General features: G+C 39.9%; 9 protein-coding genes. 5 read left to right on the forward strand and 4 right to left on the reverse strand.

The window, feature by feature from the left end; genetic code table 11:
* Nucleotides 1-18: 18 nt before the first annotated feature.
* Together ATE92_RS09125 and htpG are read right to left on the reverse strand one after the other, a co-directional pair.
* Entirely contained in the window at nt 19-4,035 is a 4,017-nt protein-coding gene (locus ATE92_RS09125) for a proprotein convertase P-domain-containing protein (protein ID WP_100803408.1), read from the reverse strand.
* 283 nt (nt 4,036-4,318) lie between these two features.
* Entirely contained in the window at nt 4,319-6,205 is a 1,887-nt protein-coding gene (gene htpG / locus ATE92_RS09130) for a molecular chaperone HtpG (RefSeq protein WP_100803409.1), read from the reverse strand.
* Between the two features lie 340 nt (nt 6,206-6,545).
* Between htpG and ATE92_RS09135 the strand changes: the two genes are divergently transcribed.
* A complete protein-coding gene (locus ATE92_RS09135) occupies nt 6,546-7,553 on the forward strand; it encodes a 3-oxoacyl-ACP synthase III family protein (protein ID WP_100803410.1) in 1,008 nt (335 codons plus the stop codon).
* 200 nt (nt 7,554-7,753) lie between these two features.
* On the opposite strand, the gene ATE92_RS09140 is transcribed toward ATE92_RS09135, so the two are convergent.
* Nucleotides 7,754-10,192, reverse strand: coding sequence for a TonB-dependent receptor domain-containing protein (locus tag ATE92_RS09140; protein WP_100803411.1), 2,439 nt, complete (start codon nt 10,190-10,192; stop codon nt 7,754-7,756).
* Nucleotides 10,193-10,577: 385 nt separating this feature from the next.
* On the opposite strand from ATE92_RS09140, the gene ATE92_RS09145 reads away from it, so the two are divergent.
* Nucleotides 10,578-10,937, forward strand: a complete 360-nt coding sequence (locus ATE92_RS09145; RefSeq protein WP_100803412.1) for a CoA-binding protein — start codon at nt 10,578-10,580, stop codon at nt 10,935-10,937.
* On the opposite strand, the gene ATE92_RS09150 is transcribed toward ATE92_RS09145, so the two are convergent.
* Nucleotides 10,908-12,353 carry a sodium:solute symporter gene (locus tag ATE92_RS09150; RefSeq protein ID WP_100803413.1) on the reverse strand — a complete coding sequence of 482 codons (1,446 nt, stop codon included), beginning with the start codon at nt 12,351-12,353 and terminating at the stop codon, nt 10,908-10,910. The two genes, ATE92_RS09145 and ATE92_RS09150, sit on opposite strands and share 30 nt — an antisense overlap.
* A 123-nt stretch (nt 12,354-12,476) precedes the next feature.
* On the opposite strand from ATE92_RS09150, the gene ATE92_RS09155 reads away from it, so the two are divergent.
* From ATE92_RS09155 to ATE92_RS09165, 3 genes are all read left to right on the forward strand, one after another.
* On the forward strand, nt 12,477-14,963 hold the full coding sequence (locus ATE92_RS09155; RefSeq protein ID WP_100803414.1) for a T9SS type A sorting domain-containing protein: 2,487 nt from the start codon (nt 12,477-12,479) through the stop codon (nt 14,961-14,963).
* Between the two features lie 83 nt (nt 14,964-15,046).
* A complete protein-coding gene (gene recR / locus ATE92_RS09160) occupies nt 15,047-15,667 on the forward strand; it encodes a recombination mediator RecR (protein WP_100803415.1) in 621 nt (206 codons plus the stop codon).
* Nucleotides 15,668-15,670: 3 nt separating this feature from the next.
* A complete protein-coding gene (locus ATE92_RS09165) occupies nt 15,671-16,786 on the forward strand; it encodes a glycosyltransferase family 2 protein (RefSeq protein ID WP_100803416.1) in 1,116 nt (371 codons plus the stop codon).
* The last annotated feature ends 67 nt before the right edge of the window (nt 16,787-16,853 follow it).

A 16,853-nucleotide genomic window follows, 5' to 3' on the forward strand; every position in this document is an offset into this window, starting at 1 on the left:
TTAACTATCTGCAAAGGCTTACTCTTTTATGAGTCGTTTTACAACACTAGCCTGATCACTTGATATTTGAACCATATATACTCCCGATGCCAATCTTGAAATATCAATAACCTTCTCTCCCTGCATGGTTTGCAAGTCGATAGTCATTACTAATTTTCCATTGATATCGTAAATCGCAGCTTTGTCAAGAGCGATCGTAGAGTTATTTGCAATAGTTACCTGACTCTGTGCAGGGTTAGGATACATAACAATAGCAACATCTAAGTTGTTATCGTCAACTCCAAGTATGGTTTCTACAGTCAAGGTAAAGACACAAGTAGATTCATTTCCATACTCATCCTCTGCCGTGATAGTCACAGGATATACTCCGTCGGGTAACAAGGTACCTGCCGGAGGACTTTGTGATAAAATCACCACAGGATCGGTACAGTTGTCGGTAGCCGAAGCTTCTCCCGTTCCAAAGTAATCCGGTACTTCATAGAACAAGTTACCTGCTCCCGGATCTACCGTTTGGTCTGCAGGACATACTAATTCCGGTGCTAACAGATCTACTACTGTAATGATAGATTGACAAGAAGCAATGTTACCACTGGCATCACTTGCAAATACAGTCGCTGTAACCGGTGTTCCTATATCGGCACAAGTAACCTCGGTTACATCTACGGCCAAGACAGTAATACCACAAGCATCATAAGAGAGTGGTCCCGGTGGAATTACTTCCACAAAGAAGGCATCTCCGTCTGAATTGGTAAGGGTAAGTGTCCAGTTAGCAGGATCAAACTGTCCTGTAAATCCTGGAACGAAGTTAGAAATTACCGTTTCATTGTTTCCGAAGATATTATCATCGGTCTGTGAACGGAATCCAAATACATCTCCAGGAGCCACTGCTACTGCAGCAGAACCACTCTGGTTACCTAATCCCGGATCGGTAAGCATGGTATACACACCATTTAACAAGTATCCGAAGCTATCAAAGCCGGGAGCATCGTTCAAGGTGTAATCCCAATCAAAGGTAATATTTGCTGCCTCTGTAACAGGAACGGTAAAGTCGGTAAAGCCTTCGGTACCCGAAGAGTTATCACTTCCTATTACCATGATGTCATATACGCCTTCGGTAACAGCCAACAGGTCGGCAGGATCTACCTCAGCAGTTCCATCAGGACCTAATTCGATAGTGACATCCCAACATACTAAAATTGGTGAAGTTACATCGGTTACATTTACAGTTGCAATACAACTGGTAGAGTTTCCACTGTTATCGGTTACAAATACTTCTACTTGATTTTCACCTAATTGTGAGCAATCGAAAGTTACATTAGTATCTATTATAGGACTGAACGTAATGCAATAGCTGTTCATTGTTCCTGTATCTCCACCTGCATTATCATTGATAAGGAGTGTCCAGTCACCGGCAACAGATTCTCCTGCAAACACGGTATTAAACAATCCACCTTCAGCCTGATAATCGGCAAGAGGTCCGTTGGCATTACTGGTCCAAAGGGTTACATCGTTTGAAGACGCATCTGTAAACACAAGGGTTGCGGCAACATCCAATCCGCTACTACCACCACGACCAGTCATTACATTTATTGTAGCTCCTGAAGGAGCTTCTAGGGTCATTTGGATATCGGAAGCCCAGGTATGAATTAGGTTTACTTCAATTCTATCTAAGGTATAATCTGTGCCAACGATGCCAGCTTCACTTACTGTAGCGATAGACGGGTTCATAGGACCGGAAGTTGTTCCCGGGGCCCCGGCTGGAATCGATTCGGGTGCGTTCCCACATTCTGTTACAGGAACAGTAGTTGCAGGACCACCAACAGTTACTACGTAACCACATACTTCATCCACACTCATCAATAGGTTGCTTGCAGGGAAGGTAACGGTGCCATTTGCATCAAGAACCGCTTCATAAGCCGAAGAAGCTGCTTGGTACTCGTAAGTAATACCCCACGAATTGATAGTTCCGGTATCACCACCGGCATTATCGGAAACGGTTAGCGTCCAAACACCCAATGTACTTTCACCGTCAAAGGCAGAAAGCGGGTTATTAGGAGTAAACGACCCACTGATAGTTGGCACACCTGCACCACACTCATCTTCAACAGGACTGCCGGCTTCATCATCTAAAGAAGCTACGATATTATCTCCGCTACATCCAAAAGTAGAAGCAGGAACACCCGGTTGATCAAGAATTGTTACAGAAGTTCCCCCAGGAGACTGAATTGTTACAATAACGTCACCTACCCATGTATGAGAAATATTAAGATCTACGTTTAAATCTGAGATGGTAAAATCATCGGTTACATTTAAAGTAGTAGATATACCGGCAGGGTCGTTATCCGGGATTGCTAAGGCAGGATTAGCGGATGCAGTACCAACTATAGTAGCAGGCTCTCCGATACAAACAACTACCGGAGCAGTATTATCTTCAACAGTTACAGTTGCAGAACATGAAGAAGAATTTCCTTCAGCATCGGTCACTGTAAGGTTTACAGTATTTGGACCCTCATTTCCACAAGTAAAAGTATCTATATCTAAGCTATAGGTAACAATGCCACAGTTGTCTGTAGAACCATTGTCAATATCGGCAGGAGTAATTGTTACAGAACCGGTTACAGGATCTAATTCAACAGTGATATCCTGACAAGCAGCTACAGGAGCCTCCATATCGATTACCGTAATGGTAAACGAACAAGTAGAAGTATTACCATCACTATCGGTAGCAGAGAACTCAACAATAGAAACTCCTGTTGGGAACATACTTCCGCTAGGAAGACCACCGGTTTGTGTAGTTGGAATCGGACCATCTTCGGGATCTATAGCGATAGCGTTTGTGAAGTTAACTACTGCATTACAAACACCCGGATCGGTATCTGTTGAAATATCAGCCGGACAAACAATCATAGGAGGAGCTCCAATAATGATGCCTGTTGCAGTAAGATCGAATAGTCCTGTTTGTCCACCAAATCCATGAACAAGTACATAATAGGTAGAAGAACCATCGGATACAAAATTCACAGTACTCTGTAAACCACCACCCGTCGCACACCCCGGATCATCGTCATTTCCATCAACACACACAAGCGCACCACAAGTTCCGGTAAATACCGAAATTTTAGTGTCATAGTTCGTATTGGGCGAACAAGTAGTAAGCCCAACATTCATACCTGTTCCTGAGATATCAGTAAAGGTATACCATACATCAGGACTGGTTCCTGAACTTGTTCCACAGGTAACAGCAGGACCATCTATAGTTCCAAAAGAAGTATAGCCCGGATACACACCACTTGTAATTGAAATGGCATTGGCACATAAATCGTTAGGTGGAGGCCCTGAAGCAACCAAAGTCATTGCAAAGTTATTGGCGATACCAAAATTTCTGGAACATCCATTGTTATTGGTGGCACTTCCACATCTTGTGACAAATCCATTACCAACTTCACCTGCAGGCATTGCACCTACAACCGGCGTCTCACCTAATACCCAAAAAACATCCGTTCTACTTGCAGTCAACATTACAGTAATTGTATTGTCTACTTCGCTGGTAAGATTGACCGGCGTTGGAAAGTTGATAGTTCTTGTATACAAAAATCCAAGTGTGCCAGGAGTTATATTTACCGTTTGTGTTGAACCCGGAACTAATACACCCGGTCCTGTTCCACAGGCAGAACCTGCAAGACCATTAGATGGACAAGCCGTATAAATACGAACAGTTAAATTGTAGTTAGCAGCAGACGCTAAATTAAAAAGATCCAACGTTATGCTGGTCAATTGTCTTTCCGTGCTCGCAAGTACAATGGCATCTCCCATAGAGTGATTAACGCCACCAGTAGCAGTAGTAATCTCTACTCCCTGATTTGACGCATGGGTAGTATCATAAATAGTGGCATCTAATGCCCGGGACTGCCCCATTGTTGGATTAGAAAAAACACCAGACCTCGAAGCCGTTGCTAGTGTTTCATGTTGTGCATGTGTTTGCCATGTAGAACAGAGAGCAAAAACTGCAAAAAGTAACAGAGTAATTTTTTTCATAGATTCTTTAAATTAGATTAAATAGTTTGTAAAAATCACGTGAAGGTAGTTTATTTCAGTATACCTTTTTCAAAAATATTTGGTTTCAAATAACTATTTTTCAGACAAATAATTAAAGCCTTATGAGTGGTATATTTTAACGTTAATCTGCAAAAATACAAGACGATTAAAAAAAATATACGGAAGGTAATAGATAAATAATACTAGCTGTAATATATAATACAAAAAAAATCGCTGCTAATTTCTTAGCAGCGATTTGTGAATTTAACACCTAATTCTGAATCTATTTTATCATCTCGTAACTCCGTTTGATAAAGGCCGTCATCTCTTCACCTTTTAATAGGTTTTTGCTCAATTTGGCAAGATCTAATGCCTGATTCACCAAGCGTTCTTTTTTCTTCTGTGTTTTGGTGTGTAGAATTTCCGAAACCAATTCATGATTGGTATTGACAACCAAATTGTACATTTCGGGCATTTTACCCATTCCAAACATTCCGCCACCGGTTTGCTGCATTTCTTTCATACGGCGCATGAATTCGGGTTCGGTGATGATAAACGGATTGGCCTTACTGTCCATTGCTTCCAACTGTACCGAAAACTTTTCCGAAGGAATTATTTCGGTTAAAAATGTTTGAAGGCTTTCTTTTTCTTCTTCTGAAAGTTTTGAAATCGCCTCATCTTCCTTTTTAATTAGGTTGTCTGCATGATCGCTGTCTACACGCACAAACGACATCTTTTCGTTCGAAGACTCCAATTTTTGAAGCAAATGTGAAATAATTGGAGAGTCCAATAATAACACTTCGTACCCTTTTTCTTTGGCAGCTTCAATGTAAGCGTGTTGCGCTTCTTTATTCGAGGCGTACAATACCACCAGGTTGTCATCCTTATCGGTTTGAGTATCTTTTATCTTTTCCTTCAACTCCTCCAGCGTGAAGTGCTTTTGATCTACCGTTGGATACAAGGCAAAATCCTGTGCCTTTTCGAAGAATTTATCTTCCGTAAGCATCCCGTACTCAATCACAATTTTAATGTCATTCCATTTAGCCTCAAAATCTTCTCTGTCATTATTGAACAAACTTTTCAGTTTATCAGCAACTTTTCGAGTGATATAACTTGAAATCTTTTTAACGGCTCCATCTGCCTGTAAATAACTTCGGGAAACGTTCAAAGGAATATCCGGACTGTCGATTACCCCGCGTAACATGGTTAAAAATTCGGGAACTATGCCTTCTACATTGTCGGTTACGAACACCTGATTTTGATACAGTTGAATCTTATCCTTCTGAATGCTCATATCGTTCGTCATTTTCGGGAAGTATAAAATCCCGGTTAAATTGAACGGATAATCTACGTTAAGATGAATATTAAATAGAGGTTCTTCAAACTGCATGGGATACAATTCGCGATAGAAGCTTTTGTAATCCTTCTCTTCCAAATCGGCCGGCTGTTTTGTCCAGGCAGGACTCGGATTGTTGATGATATTGTCTACTTCCTTAGTTGGTGCTTTGTCTTCTTCTTTGGCTCCTTCAGGCTTCGGTAAGGTTTCGGTTTTGGTTCCGAATTTAATAGGGATAGGCATAAACTTGTTATACTTCACCAACAGTTCCTTAATTCGGGATTCTTTCAGAAACTCGGTGGAATCGTCTGCAATGTGAAGTATAATTTCGGTACCTCTTTTGATCTTTTTAGACTTCTTCAACGTATATTCCGGAGAACCATCACAGGTCCAATGAACTGCCGGTTCGTCTTTGTAGCTCTTGGTGATAATTTCCACCTGCTTGGCTACCATAAACGCAGAATAAAATCCAAGTCCGAAATGCCCAATAATTCCGGCATCGTCGGCGTTTTTGTCTTTGTATTTTTCCAAAAACTCTTCGGCCCCCGAAAAAGCGATTTCATTGATGTATTTTTCAACCTCTTCCTGCGTCATCCCAATTCCCTGGTCGATAATGTGAAGCTGTTTTTTATCCTTGTCAATTTTAACCTCGATCTGCGGATTGCCATATTCAACCTTGGCTTCCCCAATATTGGTAAGGTGCTTCAGTTTTAGGGTCGCATCGGTCGCATTTGAAATTAATTCACGTAAAAATATTTCGTGATCGCTGTATAAAAACTTTTTAATAAGCGGAAAAATATTCTCTACCGCTACATTAATACTTCCTTTACTCATTGTATAGTATGTTTAATTATTTTTATTTCTGAAGTGATTATAGTCAAATAGAATACCATACCCTTGCTAACTGCCACCTTGTCACTAGATTTAAATTTTAACAAAGTTTTGTTTATAATTAACAGTTTATTGTTAAACAAAAGGGTACTTTTAATGAACAACTTGTGGGATAATAGGATTGCTATGAAAGAGTAGAGTTTTCACTATTATTTTATTGGTTAGGTTGTTAAGGTAAGGGTGCGGAAACGTGCCCTTACTGTTTTGATAGCACAGAAGTATTTTAAATATTTCGGTCATTCCAAATGAATGGCTATCTTTCCCGATAGAAAAATAAATTGTAATGTATACTTCAAGAATTACAGGTTTGGGAGCCTATGTTCCCGAAAATGTTGTGACCAACGATGCCCTTTCAAAATTAATGGATACCAATGATGCCTGGATTCAGGAACGTACCGGAATAAAAGAGCGCAGGCATATTAAAAAAGGGGACGGCAATTCTACTTCTATTATGGCTGTAAAAGCTTCCAAAGTTGCTTTGGAAAGAGCAGGACTATCCCCGAAAGATATCGATATGATTGTTTTTGCTACACTGAGTCCGGATATGTATTTTCCCGGAGGAGGTGTACAGGTTCAGGAGATGATGGGAATGCGAACAATCCCGGCTCTGGATGTTCGTAACCAATGTAGTGGTTTCGTATACGCAGTCTCTGTGGCCGACCAATTTATTAAGACCGGGATGTACAAACATGTTTTGGTAATTGGGAGTGAAAATCACAGCGGCGGCCTCGATTTTACAACCCGGGGAAGAGGTGTGTCGGTAATTTTTGGCGATGGAGCAGGAGCGGCGGTTCTTTCCAGAAACGAAACCGGAAAAGGTGGTATTTTATCCACACATTTGCACAGTGAAGGAAAACATAAGGATGAATTGTCCTTACAAGGACCCAGCACCAATTATTGGGTACCGGAGATTATCGAAAAGAATCCACAAGAAGACATTCCGTACTACCCATATATGAATGGGACCTTTGTATTTAAACATGCGGTGGTGCGGTTTTCTGAAGTAATAAAAGAAGGGTTGAAGGCAAATAATCTTTCGGTGGAAGATATTGATATGTTAATACCCCATCAGGCAAATTTGAGGATTTCGCAATTCATTCAGCGCAAATTTAAATTACCCGATGACAAGGTGTTTAACAACATTGAGAAATACGGAAATACCACCGCAGCCTCTATCCCGATTGCTTTAACTGAAGCATGGGAAAAAGGAAAAATTAAGGACGGCGATACTGTGGTGTTGGCTGCTTTTGGAAGTGGCTTTACCTGGGGAAGTGTCATTATAAACTGGTAGTATATTTAAGTAGAGGAAAAATAAAAAGCCTCCTAAAATTAAGGAGGCTTGTTGATACCTAATAGGGTTAATTTTTTAGAACGGCTAATTCAAATAAATTACAAATATTACATTAGGTATTATTGTATAGACTAACAAACAGGGGCAAACGTTGCACTCTAATATAAATTTTAACGTTATTTAACATTTAAAGTACCTGCTTAAAAAATTCCTCCGCTGCCGTCTTTTTCTCTGTCATCACGATCTTTTCGCGACTTAGCCCGGTATTTTCCGCCGCCAAAACGATAGGATAGTCCAACGTAAACCGTGTGGCTTTCCCAATTAAATTCACCCGTTTGAGCATACGGCAGTTCCCCATCAAAGGCAAATTTCATCGTATCGAAAATATCGTTGTAGTTGATACTAAAAGTACCTCTTCCTTCCCACAAACTGTAACGAGCTCCCAGATTTACAAAATACATAGGCTCCACAGTAAACTGTAAGGTTCTGGATTTTCCTCTGTAGAAGCCAAATGCAGAAAGGGATAAATCTTTGGTCACTTTAAAATTGTTGAACATTCTAAAATTATAGGCAATATTATCTACTTCATATTTGCTCACAACAATATCTTCAACAGTTGGATTTTCAGTTGTTGTAAGTCGCTCGGCAATACCTGTTTGGGTGCGGTTGTACAAATCGAAACTGGCATTAAAGCTCCACCATTTGGTTGGGCGATAGTTGCTGGACAATTCAACCCCATATGCAGAAGTTGAGTCGAAGTTATCGTAGGTAAGAATCACCTTATTCAAATCGGTTCTGTCTATAAAGACAGCTCGGTTTATCTCGTCTTCAATGGCTCTGTAAAAGACGCCGGCGGTTATGCTTCCGCCTTCCATATTTCGGGTATAGTTTGCTTCCACCGAATTGGTGAACTGCGGTTGCAATTTTGTATTTCCGAAGGAAGAAATTAGGGGTGTGCTCCATTCTCTTATCGGATTTACTTGCTCTAACCCGGGTCTGTCCACTCGACGGCTGTAACTTACCTGATATTGATTCTTTTCGGTAGGAGTATACGTTATGTACGCCGAAGGATATACTTGTATGTAATCGTTTTTAAACGAACTTACAGCATTGGTATCGGCCTTTTCCTCTACACTTTCAACACGGGCCCCAATTTGATAAGACCACTTTTCATAGTTTTTTCCATAGGTAGCATATGCAGAATAGATATCTCTTTTATAGTCGAATTTTGTGTCCGGAGTGTCTACAAGAATTCCATCGTTATTAAAAGTTTCTCCATTAGATTGGTACAATATATTTGTGTCAAAAATTAGGGCTTCTGCTCCCAGTTCAAGTTTTGACGTCTCCGTTAGAGGGTTAATATAATCGATATTTACCGTAATGCGATCGCGGTCCGTATCCACAAAGTCTGAATAATCGCGTATAAGTGAAGCCCCTGTAAATCGGAAATCGGAAAATTCATCATTTGTAAACGTATTGTAATCGGCTTCCAGCTCTATATTATGACCCTCTTTTGCAAAATCGAGTTTGTAATCGAAATTGTATTGAGACGATCGGTTGTCATTTTCACTTAAAAAGCCTTGTAATTGGTCTAATGACGGATTGTCATAATACAATATGTCTGTGGAACCTGTGGTATTACCTTCAAAAAAATTCTGGTTCGTAAAAAACGAAAGTGTGTTTTTGTCGTTTAAGTAAAAATCGAGACCGGTTTTCAAAAGATTGGATTTTCCACTGTCCAGAAATTCAAAAAACTGCTCACTATTATCATCGGGTCGAAATATATGACCATGATTTCTCCCCTTTGAAATATTATTCCCGTAGTTGGCATAAAGGTTGAATTTACCGTTGCGGTAATTCATATCGAGTGAACCATTGAATTTGGCATTCTCTTCATAGGTGAGTCCAACACTTGCGTTTCCGTTGAACCCTACATTTACATTTTTGTGCAGAATGATATTGATAATTCCACTCATACCTTCCGGGTTGTATTTGGCCGAAGGGTTTGTAATTAATTCGATTTGTTTAATTGAAGTGGAAGGAATTTGCTTTAGTAATTGCGCAACAGGCACATTAGATAGTTTCCCATCGACCATTACACGTACGTTTTCATTGCCCCGCATAGAAATATCACCTGTTTGCTGGTCGACACTTACCGAAGGAAGATTGTTCATAATGTCCGATGCGGTAGGTCCTGCAGTGGTTAAATCCTTCCCTACATTAATGACTTTTCTGTCCAGTCTTTGTTCTATGGTAGAGCGCTCTGCAACAACGGTAACCTCGTCCAGAGCAGCAATATCTTCCTGTAGCAAAATTTGCCCCATTTCGATGGTGCGATTACCACGTGTAATTTCGATATCGGTTTCGTACGTAATATATCCAATAAACTGAATAGAGACTTTGCTTTTGCCCTCCGGAATTTCATCGATTGAAAAATTTCCGCTATCGTCGGTGACACCACCTGTTATAATTGCTCCTTCTAGTGTTTTAACTGCAATTGTAACATAGGGTATGGGTTGTTGTAAGTTCTTGTCAATGACAGTCCCTGTAATTTTCCCCAGTTTTTCGGTGGTTGGATCTGTAAACCCGAAGGATGAAATACCTGCGAGTAGCGTGATTAGTAAAAATAACTGTTTCATTGTTTGTTGATTGAGTTAGTCCCGGTTAGCAACGGGAGTTCGTAAATTGATTGATGTTATGTATAACTTGTTACCTTGTATAACCTAATTGATGATTACGTCAAATAAAAAATTAGACATTTACCATAAGACGCGTAAGATAAAATCTTGTTACAGGATTTTTCAATTTTAACAAAAAAAACAAACCCGAAGTCTAGAACCTCGGGCTTGCATCTTTACTGCTATTATTAACACTAACCATCAACGTAAAATTTTCACAGTAAAGTCAGAAATATTTCTATACAATAGACGGGCATAAAATAAAAATGTTACAGGCTTCACTTTTTTTAACGAAGTTTTGTGAAATCTTCCTACTGGTAGATTGTATTTTTCAAGAAAAGTTACAATGAAGACGACCCTTGTTTTAGGAGCAAGTTTAAATCCGGCGCGGTATTCCAATCTTGCCATACATCGTTTGGTGCGAGCCGGGCATGAGGTGGAGGCAATTGGATTACAGGAAGGCGAACTAAACGGAGTTAAAATCACTTCCGAAAAAAAACCTTTTAAAAACATCCATACCATTACCTTATATCTCAATAAAAAGAGGCAAGAAGCCTACTACGACTATATCTTATCCCTGAAACCTAAACGTGTTATTTTTAATCCCGGCACCGAGAATCCCGATTTGTACGCGTTGCTGAAGGCGCATGCTATTTCCTATGAAGTGGCGTGTACGCTAGTGCTTTTGGGTACGAATCAGTATTAACCCAAAAAACGTCAAGGCGCCATTTAATATTAGAATAAAGAAGCCAAATTCGAACCCAAACCACAAACTGCTAAAATAGCTTATCGCTCCTCCTACAAAGGGTGTGGCAATGGCAACCAAGGGTACGTACTTGTCCAGAACTTTCCATTTTGTGAGCATCCCATAGGCGTACAATCCCAATAAGGGTCCATAGGTGTAGCCGGCAAAAGTAAATACCTTGGCAATAACCGAAGCATCGGCAATTACATATTTGAAGGTAATAATTACGAGGATTAGTAAAATAGAAATAAGGATATGAATTAGCTTTCTAATACGCACTTGTTTTTGTTCGTCGTATTTTTTTTCAATATCCAAAATATCTATACTAAATGAAGTAGTAAGGGCGGTTAAAGCACTATCTGCACTCGAATAGGCAGCAGCAATCAATCCTAGAATAAAGAAAACAGCAATACCAATCCCCATTCCCGACTGCGTTGCAATAGTTGGAAATAGCGTATCCCGTTGCGCGTCAATTCCGTTCTGTTGTGCATAAACAGTAAGTAACAATCCAAGGGCCAGAAAAACAAAATTTACAATGGTTAAGACAATCGTAAACCAAAACATATTTTTTTGCGCATCTTTCAAATTGCGACATGTTAGATTCTTTTGCATCATGTCTTGATCAAGCCCCGTCATTACAATTGCGATAAATGCACCACTTAAAAACTGTTTCACAAAATGATCGCCGCTTTTCCAGTCATCGAAAAAGAACACTTGGGAAAGATCGCTATCTGCAATAAAGTTGAAAATTGCACCACCGCTAAGGCCTAAATCTTCAGAGATATAATGAATAGCAACACCTAGTGCAATGAGCATAAATAGGGTTTGTAGCGTATCGGTCCAAACGATGGTTTTAATACCACTTTTAAAGGTATAAAGCCATATTAATAGAATGGTAATTGTAACCGTAACCCAGAAAGGAATATTCATAGCGTTGAACACCAGTTCTTGCAATACAATAGCCACGAGATACAATCTGAAACTGGCGCCCACTATTCGGGATAGTAAAAAAAAGGAGGCTCCGGTTTTATAGGAATAGACTCCAAATCGGCCTTCCAAATAGGTGTAGATTGAGGTGAGGTTTAAGCGGTAGTAGAGTGGAAGTAAAACGGTCCCAATAACCGCATAACCCACGGTATAACCCAGTACAACCTGAAAATAACTGAACTTGGAAGCTTCCACCCACCCCGGAACCGAAATAAATGTGACACCGCTTAAAGAGGCACCTATCATCCCGAAAGCAACTAAATACCAGGGAGATTGTTTGCCTGCCTTAAAAAAATCGGCGTTGCTGCCACCTTTATTGGTTAAAAAGGATACAAACAATAAAATTCCGAAATAACCGGCAATTAATAATATGATATGTAATGGTTGCATAAATGTTCAGACTTACAATTGGATTTCGTGTAAAAATACAAAGTTTATGACGCGGCAATTTTATTTTTTAATACTTTTGGGGTGAGCAGAACAGTAACTCATTACTAACCAAATATTTATGCTATGAAATATTCATTATTATTTTTTGTTTTTCTGCTGTATGTAACAAGTTCACAATCACAAGAATATCTTGAAATGATTGAAGCAGAGACGTATACAGTGCAGGAGATTATTGACAATGCCGAAGCCTATTTTGCCGATAAAGACAAAGGAAGAGGCTCGGGTTACAAACAGTTTAAGCGATGGGAATACAATGCCCTCCGATTGGTAAATGAAGACGGATATCTTACTCCAGTCACTGAGAAATTGGAAATATTACAGCAATATAATGCCTACTTAAATGAGACATCACAAACGCGACAGGTCCTTAATGACAATTGGACGGAATTAGGTCCTACCAGCTGGAATGCAACAACCAGTTGGAATCCGGGAGTTGGCCGTGTTACCGGAATTGCGGTGGATGCCACAAATAATGATCATATAATTATAGGTGCTAATACCGGAGGAGTTTGGAGAACGACCGATGGAGGTGCCAATTGGACACCTCTTTGTGATCAGTTCTCGAATATGTATGTGTATTCGGTGGCCATAGACCCCCAAAATTCGAGCACCTATTTCTTTGGGTCTCAAGGTGGATTGATATATAAATCGACAGACTCGGGGGCTACTTGGAATCAATTGGCAAATTTAGGTGTTTCTTTAGTAAATAAGATTCTTATTAACCCTGTAAATAGTAATATTATGTTTGCTACCAGTCAGAATGCCGGTATATTTAGATCTACCGATGGTGGTGTAAACTGGACTCAACCTGTGGCAGATACCAGAGGATATGATGTTGAATTTAAACCGGGTGATCTTTCTGTGGTGTATGCTTCTGGAAATGGTTTTCACAAATCGACCGACGGAGGTGCTACCTTTTCAACAATTGCCGGTTTTAGAGGAGGCCCTAAAATGATAGGCGTTTCTCCCGATGATAATTCGGTGGTGTACGTTGTACAAGCCGCCAGTGGGATATTTGATGGTTTTTATTCTTCCACAAACAGTGGTGCCACATTTACAGAGCTAAATCATGCCGGAAACAACTATTTTGGATATAGCACAACAGCCCAGGATACTAACGGACAGGCACCAAGAGATATGGATATTACCGTGAACCCTTCAAATGTTAACGAAGTGCATATTGCGGGGATCCTTACTTGGAGATCGATGAATGCCGGAGTTTCCTTTACATGTACGGCCGATTGGATTCCGGGAGATGCAGCTGCTGCAAATATTGGATATTGTCATGCCGATGTGGATATTATGGAGTTTGTAGGATCCACACTTTTTGTAGGTACTGACGGAGGAATTTTTAAAGCTACCGATACAGGTAACCTAACAGCCAATTATTATACAGATCTTACAGATGGAATAGGAATTCGTCAGTTTTATAAGATTGGAGTATCACAAACTCCCGATGTAGTTATTACGGGGGGGTCTCAAGACAATGGATCTTCCTTTTATTCATTAGCCCAGGGATGGAGAGACTGGCTGGGAGCCGATGGGATGGAAGGTTTCGTAGATAAGGATAACGTAAATACCATGTATGGTACAATTCAAAGTGGTAGAATGTACCGAACCGATAACGGTGGAATTTCTATTACCGATCTTCCCGAACCCGGAAATGGTTCAGGAAACTGGGTAACACCCTTTGAGCAGGATCCTTCAGTTACCAATACAATTTATCTTGGCTATAATATTGTTTACAAATCAATTAACAAAGGAGCTAGCTGGACAGCAATATCACAAAGTTTTGGAAATAATATTGAGCATTTAAAAATTGCACCTTCCAACAATCAGATTATGTATGTAGCAAATGGCGGTACTTTCTTTAGAACAACAGACGGAGGTACTACCAATTGGGTGCAAACCGCCAGTCCCGGAGGTGCTATTAATTCGATTGCCATTCATCCAACAAACCCGAGTTTAGTGGCAGTAGCAACGACTAGTGCCAATATGGTGTTTGTGTCTTCCGATGGTGGTGATACATGGCAGGATTACAAGAAGAACCTTCCAAATTTTGAAGCCCTGGCTCTTGCCTGGGATGATAATGGGAATGATGGATTGTATTTAGGGATGGATTATGGTATTATGTATATTGACAATACATTCACAGATTGGCAACCTTACAGCAATAATTTACCGAACGTTATTATTAACGAACTCGAGATAAATAACAACACAAATTTATTGTACGCAGCAAGCTATGGACGAGGTGTTTGGGTATCTCCACTTGAGGATGGCATTTTGGCAACCGACGCTTTCTTAAGTAAGGAAAATGTGTCATTATTTCCCAATCCGGCTGCAAATGAAATAACACTTCGTTTTCCATATGCTGTGGAAGCCGATTTCAGAGTGTTCGATATCACAGGAAAACTGCTAATCTATCAAGCCGATGTTTCTGTAGTTAATCAACATGAAATCAATGTTTCCGGTTTACAGGGCGGAACCTATTTTGTGAGAATCAATTCTGAAAAAGGAACCATAACCAAAAAATTTATCAAAGAATAACAAATAATTGTACAGGTTGAGAATGCTTCGGAAATGACCTGATTTCTGAAGCATTTTTTTTATATTGCTCGCTATATTTGCTTATGGAATTTTCTTCAAAATTACTCGAAAATGCTGTAAACGAAATGTCTCAACTTCCCGGCATTGGGAAGCGTACGGCATTGCGTCTGGTGCTTCACATGTTAAAACAACCTGAAGATCAAACCCGGCGTTTATCCCAAAGTTTGCAACAAATGCGTACTGAAATAAATTTTTGTGCAAAGTGTCATAATATTAGTGACACCCAACTGTGTGAAATTTGTTCAAACGGCAATCGCAACGAGAAGCTGGTGTGTGTAGTAGAAGATATTCGGGACGTGATGGCCATAGAAAATACGAGTCAGTATAGAGGTCATTATCATGTGTTGGGAGGAAAAATTTCTCCTATGGATGGTATAGGTCCTGGGGAGTTAAATATTACCACCTTGGTGGAAAAAGTAAAGTCGGGCGAAGTGGAAGAACTCATTTTTGCATTAAGTTCAACCATGGAAGGCGACACTACCAACTTTTTCATCTTTAAACAAATTGAACCCTATAATATTTTAACCACAACCATTGCCCGGGGAATCGCCGTGGGAGACGAATTGGAATACGCCGATGAGGTTACGCTCGGACGTAGTATTTTAAACAGGATTCCGTTTGAAACTTCACTAAAAAGCTCATAGAATTTGAAGCTATCCGTAATCATCCTCAATTACAACGTTCGCTATTTTTTAGAGCAATGCATTCGAAGTGTTCAACGCGCTATAACAACCTTCGAAGCTGAGATTATTATTATTGATAATAATTCTTCGGATGATAGCTGTAGCATGGTAAAAAAGCTGTTTCCTCACGTAACACTTATTGAAAACAAAGAAAATGTAGGCTTCAGTAAAGCAAACAATCAGGCAGTGGCGATCGCACAGGGTGAATTCGTCTGTATCTTAAACCCGGACACCGCTGTGGCCGAAGATACCTTTATTAAATGCTTTCACTATATCGAAGAAACTGAAAATTTAGGAGCTCTGGGCGTGTATCTAATGGATGGAACAGGGAATTTTCTACCCGAAAGTAAGCGTAACATTCCTACACCAAAAGCATCCTTGCTAAAACTTATAGGTTTGGGTGGAAGTTACTACGCCAAACATCTTTCCATGGATGCTTCAGGAAGTGCCGATGTGCTGGCAGGAGCATTTATGATGTTGCCCCGAAGTCTCTACAACAAAGTTGGTGGCTTCGATGAAGATTATTTTATGTACGGAGAGGATATCGATTTTTCGTATAAAATAACTCAGGCCGGATACCGGAATCATTATTTGGGAACTGCCGAAATCCTACATTACAAAGGCGAAAGCACCCATAAAGACGGCACTTATTACGACCGATTTTACGGCGCCATGCGCATCTTCTATAAAAAACACTTTAAAACCAATCCTTTATTCGATATTTCAGTAAATACGGGAGTTTTTATCATCAAGGCCTTCAAAAAATCCAAAAGAAGAAAATACAGAGGCAAGCAACCGGATCGCGCCTATGTGTTTACCGAAAATCTAAACTTATTGAGAGCACTTTCAGAAACGCTGGATATTCCGTTAAAATCCTCTTCCAAGGCTATCTTTCAGGAAGAAAATTTCGCAAACGCCATGCTTATTTTTGATGCCGAATACATGCAGTACTCTCAGATATTTTCAATAATGAAACGATTTAAAGGCAACAACAATCAGTTTCGCATTCATCCTCCCAAGGCTAACTTTATAGTAGGAAGCGATCAAAGTGATGAAAAAGGCAGTGTGCTTGTTTTTTAAGAAAATTGAAACAAGAAATAGTTGAATTTTAACTAATTTTGCACGGTTGAAACAAAACTACTTGCAA

Origin of the sequence: Ulvibacter sp. MAR_2010_11, assembly GCF_002813135.1 — a bacterium.
In the GTDB taxonomy this organism is placed as follows: domain Bacteria; phylum Bacteroidota; class Bacteroidia; order Flavobacteriales; family Flavobacteriaceae; genus Altibacter.